The organism is Psychromonas sp. SA13A (assembly GCF_011378715.1).
Taxonomy (GTDB): Bacteria; Pseudomonadota; Gammaproteobacteria; order Enterobacterales; family Psychromonadaceae; genus Psychromonas.
The window spans coordinates 75110-93431 of the sequence record NZ_WTKU01000017.1; the positions used below are offsets into that span (position 1 = coordinate 75110).

Here is an 18322-nt window from a genome sequence, read left to right on the forward strand (position 1 = left end):
CTCATTTTGATCTACTCTATACATTTACTGCAAAAAAAACATTAGTCATTGATTTTAAAGTCAAAATATATTTATCAACTATCATTTTTAAATAATTTCATAGTTGGTGTGCTCTTTGCTCCCTATATAAGTATAGAAACGGATATTAAATAGTAGAGAGAGCCACATGACCCAAGAAAAAAGCTTATGGACTAAATCAACCTGCGCATATTGTGGTGTAGGCTGTGGCATTGAAGCGAGTATCGGTGCTAAAGGTGAATTAAGCATTCGCGGTGACAAATCACATCCAGCTAATTATGGAAACCTCTGCTCTAAAGGATTAGCACTGGGTGAAACCGTTAGCCATGAAGGTCGATTGTTACACCCTTCAATTGATGGTGTAGACACGGACTGGCCACAAGCATTACAACATGTTGCTTCAAAATTTTCACAAGCCATCGAAGAGCACGGTCCAGACTCAGTTGCTTTTTATGTATCAGGACAACTCCTTACTGAAGATTATTACGTTGCCAATAAGTTAATGAAAGGCTTTATTGGCAGCGCTAATATCGATACCAACTCTCGATTATGCATGTCTTCAAGTGTTGTTGGCCATAAACGTGCTTTTGGTAGTGATACGGTTCCAGGCTGTTATGAAGATCTTGATACTGCTGAATTGGTGGTGATCACTGGTTCTAACCTAGCATGGTGCCACCCAGTTTTATTCCAACGTTTAAAAGCTGAAAAAGCAAAACGAGATAATTTATTTATTGTCGTTATCGACCCACGAGAAACAGATACCTGCTCTATTGCTGATTTACACTTAGCTATTCAACCAGAAACCGACGTCGCATTATTTAATGGTTTACTCACCTATCTTGTAGAACATAAAAAAATTGATAACGACTATATTCAACAACATAGTGAAGGTTTTAAAGCCGCATTAAAAAGTGCACAGAAAGATGCCCCCAGTATCGCTCAACTAGCTACTGATTTAGCGTTGAGTGAGCAAGACTTAACATTGTTTTTTGCTCATTTTGCTAACACCGAAAAAGCACTGACCATTTACTCCCAAGGTGTTAACCAATCAACTCAGGGAAGTAATAAAGTAAACAGTATTATCAACTGCCATATTGCTACAGGCCGAATCGGACAACCTGGAATGGGACCTTTTTCAATAACAGGCCAGCCTAATGCAATGGGAGGCCGTGAAGTTGGAGGACTTGCCAATACGTTAGCCGCGCACATGGAATTTGGTGATCAAAAAGCGAATCAACTGATCAGCGAATTCTGGGAAACAGAGCAACTAGCCACCAGCCCAGGATTAAAGGCAGTAGATTTATTTGAAGCAATGAATAAAGGTAAAATAAAAGCGGTTTGGATCATTGCCACTAACCCTGTGGTCAGCTTACCCAACAGTAATAAAATTATTGCGGCATTAAAAAAATGTCCAACTGTGATTGTCTCAGACTGTATGGCCGACACTGCAACAACCCAATACGCGGATGTACTGTTACCGGCACAAGGCTGGAGTGAAAAATCAGGTACAGTGACAAACTCTGAAAGACGCATTTCAAGGCAGCGTCGTTTATTACCTAGCCCAGGTGTAGCCAAAGCAGATTGGTGGATCATCAGTGAAGTCGCTAAACACATGGGGTTTAAAAAGGCGTTTAATTACCTGCATGAAGGTGAAATTTTCTCTGAATTTACAAAAATGACTACGTTAGATAATGAAGATGGATTAACACGTGATCTTAATTTAATTGGATTAACCACTCTTGATGCAAAAGGGTACAGTCAGTTAACCCCGCAACAATGGCCAGTGACTCACTTGCAAACAAAAAATGTGCACCAACGTTTATTTGCCGATAAGCAATTTTTTACGGCTTCTAAGAAAGCACAGTTCATTGCAGTCTCACAATTAGCAACGAGCCTTAATGTGAAAAGCGAACTACCTAAACAATCCCAATATCCTTTAATATTAAATAGTGGACGTATTCGAGACCATTGGCATACGATGACACGCACAGGCTTATCAAGTCGTTTAGGTGCACATATAACTGAACCTTTTGTCGCAATACACCCAAATGATGCAGAAAAATCACAGATAAAAGATAACAATTTGGTAGCGATCAATAGCCCTCAAGGTGCAATGCTAGTGAGAGCATTACTCACTAAACAACAAAATCAAGGACAACTTTTTACGCCAATTCACTGGAATAGCCAAACCGCTAAAAGTGCTAACATTTGTAATTTAGTCAGTGATGATAATGACCCTATTTCTGGGCAACCCGGTTTTAAATCAACTCAGGTAAGCTTAAAAAAATGGCATTATCATAGTGAAGCGATGTTATTAACACGCCAACCGTTAGCACTAGGCGGGTTTGATTATTGGGTAAAACAAAAAGTTGAAAAAGGTTATTTGTACCGGATTGCTGATAACCGCACTGCTTCCGAATTAGCGCAAGCGATACAAAGTTTATTGCAAAACACACAAGGTAAAACGTTACAATTTTCAAGTACAGATCAATCTCAGCAGGCGATACATCGTTATGCCTTTGTACAAAATGGGCAACTTAATAATGCTTATATTACCTCTGAGCAATTAACCACACAGTCATTAGATTGGCTACAAAGTGTGTTAGATCTTCCACTTGATAGTAGTATTGAGCTCACTCTCATTTCAGGAATTGTTGAAGGCAAGCTAGCACAGGGTAAGATCATCTGTGCTTGTAAACAAGTGGGGATCAATACCATTACTGAAGCAATTCAGAAGCAAGGCTGCCACTCGATCGATAGCATTAAACAATGTACTAGTGCAGGTACAGGTTGTGGTAGTTGTTTACCTGAAGTGGAAAATATTTTGGCCGAAAATTTTGTTGTGGCAACACAACACATTGAAGTTGAAGAGTTTGTTGTTTAATTTTTTTTATTTGAAGAATAATAAAACAGAGTAAATACATTAAGGCTAATAACGTATTTTAGTATTTATTGAGCCTTATTTTTCTTCGTGCCCTCTTTGTAGCGAAGCAGTTTTGTGGTTATTTTTTCTTTAAAATCAAAAGCGATTAACCACGAAGGCACGAAGCTCACGAAATAAATAAAAACACCAAAAAAATCAAGGCCAATAACGAATTTTGATGTTTATTGAACCCTATTTTCCTTCGTGTCCTCTGTGTAGCGAAGCGGCTTCGTGGTGATTTTTTTCTTTAAAATCAAAAGCGATTAACCACGAAGGCACGAAGCTCACGAAGCTCACGAAGCTCACGAAGCTCACGAAATAAATAAAAACACCAAAAATCAACTCTAACCAGGTATTTTAGTGTTTATTGAGCCTTATTTTTCTTCGTTAGCTCTCTGTAGCGAAGCGGCTTCGTGGTGATTTTTTTCTTTAAAATAAAAAGCGATTAACCACGAAGGTAAAAAGCCCTCAAATAAATCAAGCCCAGCAACGAGTTTTAATATTTATTGAGCCTTATTTTTCTTCGTGCCCTCTGTGTAGCGAAGCAGTTTTGTGGGTATTTTTATTTAAAATCAAAAGCGATTAACCACGAAGGCACGAAGATCACGAAATAAATAAAAACACCAAAAATCAACTCTAGCCAAGCATTTTAGTGTTTATTGAGCCTTATTTTTCTTCGTGCGCTCTGTGTAGCGAAGCGGCTTCGTGGTGATTTTTTTCTTTAAAATAAAAAGCGATTAACCACGAAGGTAAAAAGCCCCAAAATAAATCAAGCCCAGCGACGAGTTTTAATATTTATTGAGCCTTATTTTCCTTCGAGCCCTCTGTAAGCGAAGCGTCTTAGTGGTGAATAGCTTTTTTGTGACTTTACAATAGCGACAAAAAAAGCGACCAATGATCGCTTTTGAAGTTTGACTGAATTGGTAAAAATTATTTATTAATATCAACCAAGGTAAAGTCCATTGTACAAACGTCACCAAACTTAACCGTAGACTTAGCACCGACTAATACTTCATGCACACCAGTGATTGCACCAGAGCAACATAAAGAACCAGCAGGTAAGGTAATACCGCGCTCAGCACAACAGTCAATCATGAAAGCTAATGCTGCCATTGGACCATTTAAAATACCATCTGTAGGAGCAGTATTAATTAGCTGGTCATTAATAGTGACACTCGTTTGCATATTAGCAATGCTGTTCTTCCAATCACTAATAACGCTGCCCACTACCACACCGTATTGGTTACCAATATCTGCAATGATTGCCGTTGGACCATAACTATTTAGGTCAACAACAGGGCTACTCGCAATTTCGATACCTGCATAAACATCCTTAACAAGATGCTCGACACCGTCAGCAGTATTAATGCTACCAGGAGCGATATCTTGATTAATCTCTATCACTAATTCTGCTTCAATCGCAATAAAGCCACCAGCAAATACAGGTAACTCAAACTTTTCACCCGATGATTGTTGTTCATTTAGAGGCACATGAACATTGTTAAAAATAGGCCCAATAACACGCTCAGCCCCCAATTCTTCACGCAACTCAGGAGGAATCATCCCCACTTTCCAACCAACAATCGCTTGGTCAGAAGCTTCAATTGAACCATCTTGAACAACATATGCCTCTTTTAATGAAGTAGGGATAGGACCTGGAAAACTATCTAAAATACGAACATCTTTACGAGCACTAGAAAGTGCATGTGCTAGCTCGCTAATTTGCTCACTAGTTAAAGGGGTAGCTGACATAAAATACTCTCACAATGGATTTCATAAGTTGATGGTGAAGATGGCAGCAAGTAAGTGCAAACTTGAGCCCTGAAAAATTAGTATAAACGTCCTATAACAGCAAACAAAGTGATAATTAACTGTTTAATCAGGATTTTGATAGATATCAATTGTATAAAAGAGAACAATATACAAACAACAATCAAACAAAAAGCAAACAAGAAAAAAAGCAGCTTCGATAATTGTTATTAAATAATCGTTAATACTTCTTAAGATTTAAATCGTTCAGAAAAACCTGAGAATAAAATCGACCTAAAAAATACAATAGCATCTCGTATTGCTCGGTTTAATTTGTTACATTATAACAAATTAACGTTATATTATAACAATTCAGTAATCATATACTGACCCATAATAAACAGCGGATGAATCATGATTAAATTAACAAATTTAACTTTTGCCTGGCACCAACAAGCAATTATTGAAATTGAAGCCTTACACATTGAAAAAGGTCAGCACCTTTTTATTGAAGGTCCTAGTGGAAGTGGGAAAAGTACACTATTAAACTTATTAGGTGGTGTATTAACACCTCAACAGGGTTCGATTTCAATACTTGGGCAATCACTACAACAGTTGTCATCTAGCCAAAAAGACAGTTTTAGATCCAACCATATCGGCTTTATATTCCAACAATTTAATTTAATCCCTTATCTCAGCGTCTTAGATAACATCACCCTACCCTGTACTTTTTCAGCATTACGAAAAGCAAAAGTGTTAAAACGCAGCGAGTCTTTGAATGCTGAAGCAATACGTTTATTAGCCGCTCTAGGGTTAACTGATCCAGCTTTATTACAACGTAATGTGAATCAATTAAGTGTAGGGCAACAGCAACGAGTTGCGGTAGCACGAGCAATGTTAGGTAGCCCAGAAATAATTATCGCCGACGAACCTACTTCAGCATTAGATGCAAATCATCGCCAAGCTTTCATTGAGATATTATTTGAAGAATGTAAAAAAGAAGACATTACACTGATTTTTGTCAGCCATGATACCAGTTTAAAAAATCACTTTGATTATCACATTAGCCTACCTGAAATTAATAAAGCGAATGCTAACCTAGTAACCTAGGAGGCAATATAATGGCCATTTTATCTCTCGCATTCAAAAGCTTACTTAACCGTAAACTGACATTTTTTATTACTCTCTTTTCTATTGCGATCAGCGTGACTCTGTTATTAGGCGTGCAAACCCTAAAGACAGAAACAAATTCAAGTTTTATGAAAAGCATTTCAGGCACAGACTTAATTATCGGCTCACGTGGCGCTTCTTCACAGTTATTATTAAGCTCAGTCTTTCATATCGGCCAATCAACAAACACCATTCAATACGCAACTTATCAGGAGATACAAAAATCACCAGCAGTTGAATGGGCAGTGCCTATTTCTTTAGGTGATTCTCACCAGGGTTATACTGTGATGGCGACTGATTTAAGTTTCTTTGACCATTTTAGCTATGCAAATAAACAACATCTTAAGGTGCATTCAGGAAAGATAGATGGAGATATGTTTGCTGTTGTAATTGGCGCAGAAGTAGCAAATAAATTAAACTATGCAATTGGTGACGAAGTCATTGTGACGCATGGAGGTGGTGAAATAGAAGGCCATCACCACGACAATATTCCTTTTTATATCAGCGCTATTTTATCCCCCTCTTTTACTGCTATCGATCAAACTTTAATTATTTCCTTAGAAGCAATGGCCGCGATGCATACCGATAATCATGGTCATTTTGGCGTACTCCCAGGTGAAGAAACCTTAGCGACTGATCAAGGCCATGAACATCACGACGAAGCAACGCATCAAGAGCATGAACATCACGACGAAGTAGCACATGAAGAACATGAACATCACGACGAAGCAACGCATGAAGAGCATGAGCATCATGATGAAGCAACGCATGAAGGACATGAGCATCATGATGAAGCAACGCATGAAGGACATGAGCATCATGATGAAGCAACGCATGAAGGACATGAGCATCATGATGAAGCAACGCATGAAGGACATGAGCATCATGATGAAGCAACGCATGAAGGACATGAGCATCATGATGAAGCAACGCATGAAGGACATGAGCACGACGATCAAATTCATAGCGAACACCGAGAAACGCAAGATCAACGCGTGGCACGTTTATTAAAAATAAAGCCTGAAAAAATTAATGCTATTTTTGTCGGTTTAACTTCACCACAAGCCATATTAGGGATGCAGAGTTATATTAATAACTATCCTAAAGAGCCATTATCAGCGATTATTCCAGCTGTGGCACTGCAAGAGCTATGGCAGTTCTTTAGTCTTGCAGAAATTGCATTGAACATAGTCACAGTATTTGTTGTCTTAGTCGGGCTATTAGGTATGTTAAGTATTATCCTGATGAGTTTAAATGAACGTCGCAGAGAGATGGCGATATTACGCTCAGTGGGCGCTAGGCCTGCACATATCTTTGGTTTAATCATTGGTGAAGCTGGGTTTGTTTGTTTTGCAGGTATAGTACTCGGTGTGGCATTGCTTTATTTATTACTTGCAGTGTTACAAGCTCCGCTTGCCTCTTATTATGGGTTTTATATTGATATCAATATGTTAACGTCTAATGATCTACTTATTTTAACCGTTATCCAATGCAGTGCTTTATTAATTGCACTTATCCCTGGCTGGCTGATCTACAAATATTCATTATCAGATGGAATGAGTATTAAATTTTAGGAAAAAGCATGAAAAAATATTTATTAATACCATTTTTAATCATCTTAACCTCTATGGTTCAGGCTCAACCGATGCAGATCGGTTGGCAAGACTTGCAGGGAAAAGTTGAACCTTATCAAGACCCTTTTGCTGCTTTAACAGATGATCAACTTTTTAATCTATCTGTTTATGGCCGTATTACAGAGATGAAAACCTTATATCCTTTATATGAGATAACTGATGCCATGCTCAAAGAAGCTGAAGAAGCTAAAGCTCAGTTAATAAAAGAAAATATTAATATTGAGTATATGTTTGAGCAGCGCGATATTATTATGAAAAAACGTCAAAAAGCAGCCCTAATTACTAATGACTTGTTAGCCAATAGAGAAATACAGATGTCTGGTTATATGTTGGCGCTTGAGTTTGATAATGGGACCGTATCGGAGTTTTTACTAGTTCCTACCATTGGGGCTTGCTCACACAAACCAGTGCCTCCGGCGAACCAATTAATATTCGTGAAAGCAGCTACACCTGTTCATGCTGGCTCTCCTTATATGCCAATAAAAATAACGGGCACTTTACGAGTCACACCGGAAGTTAAAGACCTTTATTTAGTTGATGGTAAAAAACAAGTGCGCATGGCTTATAGTTTAGAAGATGCCATCGTAGAACAGTTTATTGCAACGCATTAAAATTGCTAACAAGTTAACACTCAAAACCGTAGTAGAGTAATTGCGACGGTTTTGAGCCTATTAACATTCTGACTAGCGGCTAATAGCAAATCTAATAACCCGTCTAATAACCAATCCAATAACCAATCCAATAATTAATTTAGCCTGAACTAATCTCTTCTGGTTATACTAAATCGCTCACCTTTTTCAAGCATTAAGTCCACTTCTACAGATTGACCGCCAACGCCATGCACATTACATTTTGCGCTCACCACTACCTTCTCTGATGCTTTAGGTAACTTGATATTACATAAACTGCGTGTAAAAGGCTGCTCGTTATCATGAGGATGTGCCAGTTCTCGAATAGCCAATACATTACCTTTTAAGTCCGCTATTTGCCAAGCATCTGCATAATGCTGCCAACCTTGGTCGTTGTGTCTAACTTGGGTATCAAAGCACCAACTACCATCTTGACTCTGTGTTGCCCTTACATTACTAACTTGTGCAAAATCTAGTGAAGTAAAAGGTGTCTCTGTATCGGTTGCAGCAGCCAATAGCGAAGAAGTAAAAAATGCTAATACATAGACTGTTTTCATTATTTTTTTCATTGAGTAATCCTATTTAACTCTTAATAAACCCATACAGGTAGGATAGTGAATTGTATTGATTCACCCAATAGTTAACCAACTTAACAACGCTACTTAAGGATGCCTTTCAGCTATTCCTTTCAATAAGGTCTTTCAACAATCCTCATAAAGAATGCTTTGTAACAATTCTTAGTAACAATGACACCACCAAAGCTACCACCAACCTAATTGAAAATTAAATTAGCATAAATCAAATTATTTTTAAGCAAAGCAGATCTTAGTAAGCGACATTAACGTATCTATACATAAGAAATTCATAACATGAAATATTCAGGTTAGGCAAAAATTTAACTTTGCTTTACCTTTGCAAGGAGAGATTTATCACTTTTAAATATTTTGATAGCAGTGATTTTAAAGCTATGCCAGATAGGGATAGAGCACGGTTTATTAATAGCTTATCAGGCTTTAAAAGTGCCAACCTAATAGCGACGCAAGATAAACAAGGCAATACTAATGTCGCGATGTTTAGCTCAGTCGTTCATCTCGGAGCTTCGCCTGCTTTAGTAGGGTTTGTAATGCGTCCAGATAATAACGATAGGCACACATTAGATAATATTATCAATACTTCTGAGTATACAATCAACCAAGTATCTGCTGATTTCTATCAACAAGCACATCAAACCTCTGCTCGTTATCCTAAACATCAAAGTGAATTTGAGGCTACGGGCTTATCGACACATTTTATCGCCCCTATAAAAGCACCTTTTGTAAAAGAGAGTGTTTTAAAATATGCCGTTGAGCTGAAGCAAATAATCCCCATTCCACTTAATAATACTCAGTTTATTATTGGTGATATAAAGCTAGTTGTATGTGCTCATGATGCGATTCAAGAAGATGGTTATATTGATATTGAACAACTACATACCACGTCAATATCTGGACTGGATAGCTATCATACTAGTCACCGCCTGTCTCGTTTAAGCTACGCTAAACCAAATAAAAACAGTAGCAAATTAAGTGTTAACGGTGATTAGCTATGAGCGATATAAACAAAGCAGATAAGGCTGTTGAAAAAATATCTACTTACTTAGGTTATTTAGGATTATTACCTTTTTATATTTGTTTGTTGCTTAGCCAAATAGTAAATAACGAGCAACTAGAACCTCACTCTCTTATTGTTTCGATACAACAGGCTTTTGTTTTTTATAGTGCCATTATATTAAGTTTTATGTCCGGCACGTTATGGCAAAAAGAAACATCGAAAAAACAGGTTAAATTGCAATTGCTCAGTAATGTATTTTGTTTAATTGCCTTTGCTTGTTTATTAATGCCCGTTTTTTATGCGTTAATTATTTTGCCTATTACTTATGTAGGGCTGCTGTTCACAGAATACCTACTACGTTTCCAACAACAAATAACATTAACAGCAAGCTATATAAAAATGAGATTAATATTGACACTTTTAGTTGTTCTTTCACATGTTACTGCACTTCTATTATGGTATTAACAACAGGCGACGACAGAAGCTTAGATTCAAATAATAAGGATAAGAAGATGAGTTCAAAAGAGTTAACGATTTTTTACGATGGCAGATGTCCATTGTGTAGTTTAGAAATGCAAAGATTAAAGCAACAAGATCTCACTGATAAAATCAGTTTAGAAGACCTACATCAGGATAATTTTGAAGCCCGTTTTCCTCATATTAATGTAACTAAAGCACTCGCTATTTTACATGGGGAATATCAGGGAAAGTTATTACTAGGTTTAGAAGTGACACACCGAGCTTGGACATTGGTAGGCAAAGGTGGACTCGTTGCTCCCTTGCAATGGCCGGTTATAAAGCAAGTCGCTAATGCATCTTACTTAATACTCGCTAAATATCGTTATCCTATTTCTAGCTTTATACATCGTCGCTTTGGAATAGGTATCAACACATGTGAACAAGGAACCTGCTATGAAAGACCAAACAACACTAATCATCGGCGCTAACAGTGGTATTGCAAAAGCGCTTGCAGTTGAAGTAATAAAAACTAACCAGTCTCATTTAATGGTGATAACCCGTGATAGTCATTTTTATCAGCAGGATATGTTTAACAATAGTGATATTTTCTCAGTGGCCGATTATCAGGAATCGACGATACAAAAAACAATAACAGACTTAAATAAAAAACTTACGGCACCATTATCACAGGTATTTATTTGTCATGGTTTATTACATAGTGAACAAGTTACACCGGAGAAACGTTTACAAGGATTAACAGAAAATGCATTTAATGAAGTGATGACAGCCAATGCGCTTACTCCTATGTTATGGATAAAAAACTTAATCCCAACCTTTAAACACAAGTTGAATCAAAAACAAGCCTGCAAAATCGTTGTATTTAGTGCGCGAGTTGGCAGTATTAGTGACAATCATATAGGCGGTTGGTATAGCTATCGTGCATCAAAATCAGCGCTAAACATGTTAATTAAATCCGCAGCCGTAGAATTCTCAAGAACAGTTAAAAACGTTAAATTAATCTCTTTTCACCCGGGCACCACCGACACACCTCTTTCTAAACCTTTCCAAAAAAATGTGCCTGAAGATAAATTATTTAGCAGTGAGTTTGTTGCATTACAGCTTCTAGAAATGGTGAAAAATACTAACATCGATGGCGAAGCAAGTTTTGTTGATTGGCAAGGCAAAGCGATACCATGGTAACAACGATGAGAGTTCAATAACCACTTGTCATTGTGTTCGCTACTGAAATTGTCTTTAAATAAGAAGGAATTAAGAAAGTATCTATATTTTACGGATATTTATATTTAAGAGTATCTATATCTAAGGGGTATCTGCTACTCCTTATCAAAACTATCCACCACAATTGCCCCCATTGAAGCAGGCATCGTAATGACAATAATGCGTTTAATAGCGATCAATGGGTCATCGAAGAAGGGCAACTTATTTAAACAAAAGAGTACTAATGCAACCACTAAAGCCGTCATAATATAAGCAATAATAATACGTGAGACAAAAACTAACTTTCTAGATTGTATATCTTTTTGGAAAACACTTTCATAGGTATAAAGTGTTAAAAATATAACAGATAAGGTTAATAACATCAGCAGATTAGTATGAGGTAAAGTTTCACCTAAGCGCCACGCTTCTTCAGAAAAAGAGATCGGTACCGCCAGCGCAAAAGCACCTACAAATATTTGACTCGCATCTTCAAAATTAAAGCTAAATTTCATATCGACCCTAAGCTTATTGCCTATTAAAACAGATAAAGAAATATCAAGTTATAACATACTTGAACAAAAGTCATCGCTTTACTTATCGATAACAACTTAGCGTTAAATTATTTCGCTAGTTTTTATTAAGTACGTATGTCCATAAAATAGCAGCAAAAAAGATCCAATATTTCTTTTTTAGAATCTGGCAAAACAAGGAATCACTTCTAGAATATTAGCATATTTTATATTTGACAGGAGTCACCATGAAAGTTTCCGCCAAGGTTGTGCTTACATCCTCATTGGTTTTAATCGTAGCCATCAGTTTACTCTCTATTTTTCAGTACAAAGTGATGACTGATACATTACGTCATAACTCAAGCAGTGCTATTGAAGAGTCCAGTAATGCACTTGCATTGCAAATAACTAATTGGCTGAATGGTAAATTAGAAATAATCGATTTAACTTCACAATCAATAGATGTTGATTTTAGTGCAGAAACCATCCAACAAAGCTTTGATGCTCCATTGTTAAAAGAGGCTTTCATACTTATTTTTGGTGGGCTAGAAATTGATGGCAAAAGGCTCACCAATGATCCCAATTGGGCCCCTGAAAATTGGGATGCACGAAAAAGACCTTGGTACACACTAGCTAAATCCTCGGACCGGGCACAAATTACAGAGCCCTACCCTGATTCAGTAACAAAAGAGATATTAATATCAGTCACTGCAAATATTACAGATAAAGGTCAGTTCAAAGGTGCATTTGGTGGTGACTTAAGCTTGAAAACTGTATCGGACTCCCTTAATACGCTGACTCTCAATGGTGCAGGATATGCTTTTTTACTAACTAAAGACGGTAATATCATAAGCCACCCTAATATTGAAAATAACGGCAACAATTACCAACAGTTATTTGCGGGAAAATCACTTCCGCTCCATAAAGAGATTCAAGAGATACAGGTTGATGGAAAAACTCTTTGGGTGCGCTTTACACCTTTACAAGGTTTACGTGGTATGGATTGGTATATCGGCGTTGTAGTCGACCGTAGTATTATAATGGCCGACGCTAATAAGATGGAAATGAATACCTTAATTGGAGGAACGGTATCAGTGTTACTGAGTATCCTTTTATTAGGTGCAATGATGAGAAAAATATTACAACCTGTACACTTCCTTTCTGAATCATTAGTTGAGATAAATAGCGGCAATGGTGATCTGACTAAACGTTTACCGATTATTTCCCGTGACGAGTTTGGTGAGGTAGCCACCCAATTTAACCTTTTCATTGGTAATTTACAGAATATTATTGTTAATGTGAAAGATCTGGCATCGGATATTGACCAGAGCACGCAACAAGTAAGTTCTGAATCAGAGAAAGCATCAAAAGAGCTAAGTCTTCAATTAACAGAATTAGATCAACTTGCTACAGCAATGAATGAAATGGCTTCTAGTGCAATGGAAGTGGCAGGCAATGCTCAGATAGCAGCTCAGTCCACAACAATAGCAGATCAAGAAACTGCCACAGGTGTACAAATATTCTCTAATGCAGCATCGTCAATCGACAAACTATCGATACAAATGGATATCGCTGTCGGCTCTGTCATTGAACTTGCTCAATTTAGTAATAATATAGAATCAATACTGACAGTAATAACTGGTATTGCAGAACAAACAAACTTACTTGCTTTAAACGCTGCAATTGAAGCCGCACGAGCAGGTGAAACAGGACGAGGTTTTGCAGTAGTAGCAGATGAAGTGCGCTCTCTTGCTTCAAGAACACAAGAGTCGACCAGCGAAATACGCGCCACGATCGAACAGTTACAAGCAGGTGTGCGAAAAGCTGAGGTTAATATTAAAGAGAGCCGTGAAATCGCGACAAGTACCTCTGAAGAAGCTAGTAAAGCAAATGGTGCACTGGAAAAAATTCGTAATTCAATCGCTCAAATTAGCGATATGAACTTACAGATAGCAGCGGCAGCAGAACAACAGTCGGCCACTACTGAAGAGATAAATCGTAACACGACTAATATTAGAGATATCAGCCAAGATGTATCTGAAGGCGCTTTACAACAAGTTAAATGTGCGCAACTGATGAAACAGCAAGTACAAGAACAAGATAAGCAATTAACGCAATTCAAGGTCTAATGAGGTAGGTTTTCACTTCGCCCCAATAATCATTCTTATCATAGTTGGGGCGTAGCGTTTATTTACGTAATATTTAAATAAAGGATTGTACTTATCACTGCACTCAAGGATCATTTCATTTGCTATGTACTTAGACACTAGTCCTTTGCTACTAGACCATAGGGCTTGGAACGAAATAGTTCGGGTTGTTGGCTGATTGTTGGTGCTGCATGCACTCCTTTCCAGTCAAGCAACATAATAGCTAATACATTACGATGTTCCCCTTTTTTCAAATCAACTCCCCCGGTTACAGAAGGTACTAAACCTTGATCGCGATTTAATGATTGCTGAATAACTTTTCTAGTTTTTAATACCACCGGATCATTATCTAAACCAGCCAATAAGAAGTTAATACCAACCTCCGCAACTACATCTTCTTTTGCTCGAGCAATAATAGTATCAATATTATCGCGATAGTAATCAAACAACCATTGGTGATCTTGTTCCCTAACAGAATGCTGATAATAAGCAGATGCCGCGAAGATAATATGTGTTAACCCATAAATTTTATTACCAAATTGCTGTTCTGATAAACTACTATCCAGCGTATCAGGATACACCTTTCTAAAGGTAGTAATAAACTCCTCTACAACATCCTGCTCGCCCAGTTGTCGTAACCAGTACACTTGATTGGCTAATTGTGCAGCCCAAGCTTTGATCATAGCCTCATTGGTTGCATATTTAGTAAAATCATAACGGCGAATAATTTGTTTTAATCTATTATTTTCAAGGTGCTGTAATCCATACTCATTGGCACGCGCCATTGACCCCAGTAAATCAACACCTAAATAAAGGTACTCTGGCATCTCCTTGGTAATTTGATAACGTAACCGACTACGCTCGCTTTCCTCCTCCAAATAGCCTTTAATGCGCTGCTCTGCATACTTTCTGATCTGCTCCGGTGTATGCACTTCGTTAGCAAAAAAATTTAAACGACTGGCAACTCGCGCCATGTCCGACCATATTGCAGCTGCATATTTATTATCAAGCGTTTGTCGGTACATTCTCAAGCCATAATGACCAGACTTAAAAGCAGGCAAAGTATATAAACGTGCTTCATAGGTACTACGAATTAAATCTGCATCCTGTTCAAAGCTAGGATTAAGGTTAGTGGTTCGTGTGGTTAATTGATTTTGAATATCAACAACGGGCGCATTGATAGAAAGCAGTGGCTCTGAACTATATACATTTAAAGTAACTAGCAAAGAGATAATAATAGAACTGGTAATATGTAAAAATCTCATACAACTTCCTTTTTGTCTTAGCTAACCATCATTTAAATAACTGATTAACCCAACTAATTAAGTGAGCAATTAATCGAGTTAACTAATCAAGCTAATTAAAATATACGATGGCTGCGCAATCTCTATAAAAAAACAAAGACCATTAAATAATTAATGGTCTTTGAATACAGGATAACTTATCTGTCAGCGATATTATTTATACAACAAACATATAACTTAACGATTAAACATCATTGTTTTTTAACCAGCCCAAAGCAATAATGCCATAATTTGCGGTGATAAAATCCGCAAGAACATAACTAAAGGATAGACTGTTGCGTAAGCAAGTGCTGAAGCGCCGCTTGTTGGGTGAAGGCCATTAGCAAAAGCCAATGCTGGAGGATCAGTCATTGAACCAGCGAGCATTCCACATAAGCTAAGATAATTTATTTTAGTAAATATCCGAGCAATAAAACCTACAGTAAGAAGGGGAATAAAAGTAATTGCGATGCCATAACACATCCAAATAAGTCCATCTCCTTCAGTAAGTGTTTCTAAAAATTGTCCGCCTGATTTTAACCCAACAACTGCTAGAAAAAGAACTATCCCGATTTCACGTAATGCAAGATTAGCACTTGGCGGCATAAACCAATAAAGCTTACCGATACTGCCAATTCTAGCTAAAATCAGTGCAACAATTAAAGGGCCTCCTGCTAAGCCTAATTTTAAGGCAACCGGAAAACCTGGAATAGTAATAGGAATTGAACCAACTAACATACCTAAACCGATTCCAATAAACACAGGTAGCATCTGTACCTGTTGCAGTTTTTGCTCTGCATTACCAACAACAGCCCCTACTGCATCAATTGCATCTTGGCGCCCCACTAAATTTAAAATATCCCCAAATTGTAACGACATTGAACTACTGGGTACTAGCTCAATACCACTGCGATGAAGCCTTGAAATTACCACATCATAAGTTTCAATTAAGTTTAGTTCTCCAATCTTTTTATTTAAGACTTCATCGGCAGTAACCACTACGCGCACTGAACGCAAATTTGTCCCCTTTGTCGAGAGAGAGGCGTCAACCACTTCACCGATAATTAAACGCGCTTCATCTAATGACTTTTGATCGCCGACCAAATTTAATAAATCGCCCATTTTAACAATGGTACCCGCAGTCGGTATTAACAACTCGTCAGCATGCTTTAAGCGAGAGCAAACAACACGACCACTATTAATGATAGGAATATTCTTAATCATTAAACCATCTAAATTAATATTATGAAGTTCAACATTAATTGAATTCAGATTAGAATTTTTTTTCCCAGTCTGATTATCAAAAGAATCAGCTTCCTCATTAATATTTACTCGGAAAAACCAACGTATGATCCACATTGTAAATAAAATACCTAAGATACCAAAAGGGTATGCTATTGCATAACCCATACCTGTTTGCCCAAGTAATTCGGATGTAGCACCAAGCTCTCCCATAATCTGCTGGCCCGCCCCTAATGAAGGCGTATTAGTAACAGCCCCGGAAAAAATACCTAGAATAATAGGTAATGGAACATCAAATAATTTATACAACACAGCGGTGACAATACAGCTAAGCAAGACCAATAAAGCGGCAAAGCCATTTAATCGCATTCCAGAATTACGTAACGAAGCAAAAAAGCCAGGGCCAACCTGAATACCAATAGTATAAACAAATAAGATTAGACCAAACTCTTGAATGAAATGTAGAGTATGCATATCAAGTTCAATTCCGTATTGTGTACTAAAGTGGCCCACAAAAATGCCACCAAAAAGTACCCCTCCAATACCAAGCCCGACGCCATAAACTTTCCAACTTCCTATCCATAAGCCGATCACTGCAACCAGTGACAACATGCTAATAGATAGTGCGATCTCACCCATAAAAACTCCTTTAATAAATAATAGCCAAACCGATAAAAATAGATTTATTTATGCGATTTGGAATCAGTGAACAGAGTGAAAAGAGTGTAAAGCTAATTGATAAAAGTTATCGTTAAAAAGTAAGCAATGGCAATCAAATCAAACTAATAGGTAGGTATAATAGGTCTATTATTAATCATAATTAGCTATCTAAATCACACTTACTTATTGCTATTTACAAAGGGAATAAATAGATATCAAAAACAAAGGTCAGATCTCATAATTGATTTTTATTGAATCGATAGCAGACAAGATGTGTATCGATCAAATATTGAATGAAGAACTTCAACCATCCAGAACTAAGGTCGTTCATTTAAAAGTGTAGAAGTATCAATCCAGCCCTACCTATCACTCTAAAAGATGGCAACTCAGTGGCGCTTTATTTATCCCCTGTGAAAGCAGGACATCACCACTAAAAGCCCTAAACGAAAAAAACCTTGTAGACAGAGTCTACAGGGTTTTTCCTGAATACTATGCAAGCTTGACGGTGGAATGGTCTTCGCAGAGCTCCTCCGCTCGTAAACCTTGCCTGTCGGCAAACTCACCCTACTTTCTACGTAGGTCATCAATCAATAGACATAAAAAAACCCTGTCGAAATTACTCAACAGGGTTCGTTTAATTAGGCGCTTGGCGATGGGTGGAGATTGCTCATTAACCATCGCTGTCGCGATATTCGCCCTACGTTCGCACTGAAGGATGGCCACTGCGTGGCGCTTTATTTATCCCCTGCTCAGCAGGACATCACCACCAAAAGCCCTAAACGAAAAAAACCCTGTAGACAGGGTCTACAGGGTTTTTCCGTATTAGGCGCTTGGCGATGACCTACTTTCGCATGGGGAGACCCCACACTATCATCGGCGCAGCTGCGTTTCACTTCTGAGTTCGGCATGGGATCAGGTGGTACCACAGCGCTATTGTCGTCAAGCATAAAAACGTTGAATGTCTTTTTATTCAACGGCCATGAGGAGATTAACGTCTTTTGGTTAATGTCCGTTGGCGGTTCTAAATAAAAAAACACTCTTAGGAAAACTAATAGATATCGTTCTAAATCAATCAATGTTGTATGTAAATA

The 18322-nt window shown here is 37.7% G+C and carries 14 protein-coding genes and 1 rRNA gene; 9 read left to right on the forward strand and 6 right to left on the reverse strand.

Features of this window, described 5'->3' with window-relative positions:
- The first annotated feature begins 166 nt into the window (after positions 1-166).
- A complete protein-coding gene (locus GQR44_RS14285; protein ID WP_166372426.1) occupies positions 167-2902 on the forward strand; it encodes a nitrate reductase in 2736 nt (911 codons plus the stop codon).
- 969 nt (positions 2903-3871) lie between these two features.
- Here GQR44_RS14285 and GQR44_RS14290 read toward each other — a convergent pair.
- The gene (locus tag GQR44_RS14290) at positions 3872-4693 is read right to left on the reverse strand and encodes a hypothetical protein (RefSeq protein ID WP_166372427.1); all 822 of its coding nucleotides are present in this window, start codon (positions 4691-4693) and stop codon (positions 3872-3874) included.
- 411 nt (positions 4694-5104) lie between these two features.
- Between GQR44_RS14290 and GQR44_RS14295 the strand changes: the two genes are divergently transcribed.
- From GQR44_RS14295 to GQR44_RS14305, 3 genes are read left to right on the forward strand one after another with little or no spacing between them, the layout of a single operon-like run.
- Positions 5105-5800 carry an ABC transporter ATP-binding protein gene (locus GQR44_RS14295; RefSeq protein ID WP_166372428.1) on the forward strand — a complete coding sequence of 232 codons (696 nt, stop codon included), beginning with the start codon at positions 5105-5107 and terminating at the stop codon, positions 5798-5800.
- Positions 5801-5811: 11 nt separating this feature from the next.
- Positions 5812-7434 carry an FtsX-like permease family protein gene (locus tag GQR44_RS14300; protein WP_166372429.1) on the forward strand — a complete coding sequence of 541 codons (1623 nt, stop codon included), beginning with the start codon at positions 5812-5814 and terminating at the stop codon, positions 7432-7434.
- A gap of 8 nt (positions 7435-7442) precedes the next feature.
- Positions 7443-8105 (forward strand): DUF3299 domain-containing protein, encoded by a 663-nt coding sequence (locus GQR44_RS14305; RefSeq protein WP_166372430.1) that lies wholly within the window; start codon positions 7443-7445, stop codon positions 8103-8105.
- Positions 8106-8254: 149 nt separating this feature from the next.
- Here the strand turns inward: GQR44_RS14305 and GQR44_RS14310 are convergent, their stop codons facing one another.
- The gene (locus tag GQR44_RS14310) at positions 8255-8692 is read right to left on the reverse strand and encodes a hypothetical protein (RefSeq protein ID WP_205963086.1); all 438 of its coding nucleotides are present in this window, start codon (positions 8690-8692) and stop codon (positions 8255-8257) included.
- Between the two features lie 398 nt (positions 8693-9090).
- Here GQR44_RS14310 and GQR44_RS14315 point away from each other — a divergent pair, with 398 nt between their 5' ends.
- The 4 genes from GQR44_RS14315 to GQR44_RS14330 are packed head-to-tail and all read left to right on the forward strand — an operon-like array spanning position 9091 to position 11372.
- Positions 9091-9705 (forward strand): flavin reductase, encoded by a 615-nt coding sequence (locus tag GQR44_RS14315; RefSeq protein WP_166372431.1) that lies wholly within the window; start codon positions 9091-9093, stop codon positions 9703-9705.
- A 2-nt stretch (positions 9706-9707) separates the two neighbouring features.
- Positions 9708-10178: a DUF3429 domain-containing protein gene (locus GQR44_RS14320; protein ID WP_166372432.1), complete on the forward strand. Its 471-nt coding sequence runs from the start codon at positions 9708-9710 to the stop codon at positions 10176-10178.
- Between the two features lie 47 nt (positions 10179-10225).
- Positions 10226-10660, forward strand: coding sequence for a DUF393 domain-containing protein (locus GQR44_RS14325; protein WP_166372433.1), 435 nt, complete (start codon positions 10226-10228; stop codon positions 10658-10660).
- Positions 10626-11372 (forward strand): SDR family NAD(P)-dependent oxidoreductase, encoded by a 747-nt coding sequence (locus GQR44_RS14330; protein ID WP_166372434.1) that lies wholly within the window; start codon positions 10626-10628, stop codon positions 11370-11372. Before GQR44_RS14325 ends, GQR44_RS14330 begins: the two co-directional genes overlap by 35 nt.
- 134 nt (positions 11373-11506) lie before the next feature.
- Here the strand turns inward: GQR44_RS14330 and GQR44_RS14335 are convergent, their stop codons facing one another.
- The gene (locus tag GQR44_RS14335) at positions 11507-11902 is read right to left on the reverse strand and encodes a DUF2391 family protein (protein ID WP_028868395.1); all 396 of its coding nucleotides are present in this window, start codon (positions 11900-11902) and stop codon (positions 11507-11509) included.
- Between the two features lie 245 nt (positions 11903-12147).
- Here GQR44_RS14335 and GQR44_RS14340 point away from each other — a divergent pair, with 245 nt between their 5' ends.
- On the forward strand, positions 12148-14028 hold the full coding sequence (locus tag GQR44_RS14340) for a methyl-accepting chemotaxis protein (protein ID WP_166372435.1): 1881 nt from the start codon (positions 12148-12150) through the stop codon (positions 14026-14028).
- Between the two features lie 137 nt (positions 14029-14165).
- Here GQR44_RS14340 and GQR44_RS14345 read toward each other — a convergent pair whose 3' ends face one another.
- From GQR44_RS14345 to rrf, 3 genes are all read right to left on the reverse strand, one after another.
- Positions 14166-15311, reverse strand: coding sequence for a DUF3541 domain-containing protein (locus tag GQR44_RS14345; protein WP_166372436.1), 1146 nt, complete (start codon positions 15309-15311; stop codon positions 14166-14168).
- Between the two features lie 240 nt (positions 15312-15551).
- On the reverse strand, positions 15552-17210 hold the full coding sequence (locus GQR44_RS14350) for a putative transporter (protein WP_166372437.1): 1659 nt from the start codon (positions 17208-17210) through the stop codon (positions 15552-15554).
- 849 nt (positions 17211-18059) lie between these two features.
- Positions 18060-18175, reverse strand: a 5S ribosomal RNA gene (rrf, locus tag GQR44_RS14355).
- Positions 18176-18322: the final 147 nt, after the last annotated feature.

Coding starts and splice junctions, on each gene's coding strand:
- GQR44_RS14340 (WP_166372435.1), top strand. CDS start 12,148: ATGAAAGTTTCCGCCAAGGTTGTGCTTACATCCTCATTGGTTTTAATC.
- GQR44_RS14305 (WP_166372430.1), top strand. CDS start 7,443: ATGAAAAAATATTTATTAATACCATTTTTAATCATCTTAACCTCTATG.
- GQR44_RS14325 (WP_166372433.1), top strand. CDS start 10,226: ATGAGTTCAAAAGAGTTAACGATTTTTTACGATGGCAGATGTCCATTG.
- GQR44_RS14350 (WP_166372437.1), bottom strand. CDS start 17,210: ATGGGTGAGATCGCACTATCTATTAGCATGTTGTCACTGGTTGCAGTG.
- GQR44_RS14300 (WP_166372429.1), top strand. CDS start 5,812: ATGGCCATTTTATCTCTCGCATTCAAAAGCTTACTTAACCGTAAACTG.
- GQR44_RS14310 (WP_205963086.1), bottom strand. CDS start 8,692: ATGAAAAAAATAATGAAAACAGTCTATGTATTAGCATTTTTTACTTCT.
- GQR44_RS14285 (WP_166372426.1), top strand. CDS start 167: ATGACCCAAGAAAAAAGCTTATGGACTAAATCAACCTGCGCATATTGT.
- GQR44_RS14335 (WP_028868395.1), bottom strand. CDS start 11,902: ATGAAATTTAGCTTTAATTTTGAAGATGCGAGTCAAATATTTGTAGGT.
- GQR44_RS14320 (WP_166372432.1), top strand. CDS start 9,708: ATGAGCGATATAAACAAAGCAGATAAGGCTGTTGAAAAAATATCTACT.
- GQR44_RS14290 (WP_166372427.1), bottom strand. CDS start 4,693: ATGTCAGCTACCCCTTTAACTAGTGAGCAAATTAGCGAGCTAGCACAT.
- GQR44_RS14330 (WP_166372434.1), top strand. CDS start 10,626: ATGAAAGACCAAACAACACTAATCATCGGCGCTAACAGTGGTATTGCA.
- GQR44_RS14295 (WP_166372428.1), top strand. CDS start 5,105: ATGATTAAATTAACAAATTTAACTTTTGCCTGGCACCAACAAGCAATT.
- GQR44_RS14345 (WP_166372436.1), bottom strand. CDS start 15,311: ATGAGATTTTTACATATTACCAGTTCTATTATTATCTCTTTGCTAGTT.
- GQR44_RS14315 (WP_166372431.1), top strand. CDS start 9,091: ATGCCAGATAGGGATAGAGCACGGTTTATTAATAGCTTATCAGGCTTT.